Origin of the sequence: Paenibacillus cucumis (ex Kampfer et al. 2016), from assembly GCF_019748695.1 — a bacterium.
Lineage (GTDB): Bacteria > Bacillota > Bacilli > Paenibacillales > Paenibacillaceae > Paenibacillus > Paenibacillus polysaccharolyticus.
On sequence record NZ_JACLIC010000078.1, the window covers coordinates 1 to 850 of the forward strand.

An 850-nucleotide genomic window follows, 5' to 3' on the forward strand; every position below is an offset into this window, starting at 1 on the left:
GTGTGGCTCGTGGATACGTAAATCGTCCGGAGTTGACAGCTGAGCGATTTGTCGATAATCCGTATGAACCTGGAGAGCGGATGTACCGGACAGGAGATCTTGTCCGATGGATGCCTGATGGAAACCTGGAGTATCTTGGACGAATGGATCATCAAGTTAAAATTCGAGGTTACCGTATTGAGACGGGTGAATTAGAAGCAGTACTGCTCAGTCATCCGGCAATTCGGGAAGTGGCTGTTATTGCCCGCGAGGATCACGAGGGACAAAAATATCTGTGTGCGTATGTATCGGGTGAGTCTGAAGTGGTTGCGGAAGAGCTAAAAGAATATATGAGTTATAAGGTGCCGAGCTATATGGTACCCGCGTACTTTATCTGGCTTGAACGATTGCCGCTGACGCCAAACGGAAAAATAAACCAGAGTGTGCTCCCAGAGCCAAGCGGTGTGGAGGAAAGCGCGTATGTAACACCACGAGATGAAATTGAGCTTAAGCTGGTAGAAATCTGGCAAGAAGTGCTGGGGGTAGAACGTGTTGGAATTCAGGATTCTTTCTTTGATCTGGGTGGTCATTCCTTAAAAGCGACACGCCTCATTTTTAGAATGCATCAGCATTTGGGGGTGGACATGCCCTTGAACGAGGTGTTTCGCGCATCCACGGTGGAGCAACAAGCCGTATACATCCGTCAAGCCGCAAAACTGCGTTACGAGAGGATTGAAACCGCCGAGCCGCGGGAAACGTATCCCCTCACTTCTTCGCAGCAACGGATGCTCGTCCTGCATCAGCTGGATCAGGACTCGCTGGGCTATAACATGCCGGTAGCCCTGGAGCTGACAGGGGGCGTAGATCGGCA

1 protein-coding gene is annotated in these 850 nt (G+C 50.7%); it reads left to right on the top strand.

Annotated features, from left to right (window positions below):
- Positions 1-850: AMP-binding enzyme (locus H7T88_RS28510; protein WP_221791742.1), on the top strand; the 850-nt coding region annotated here is incomplete at both ends.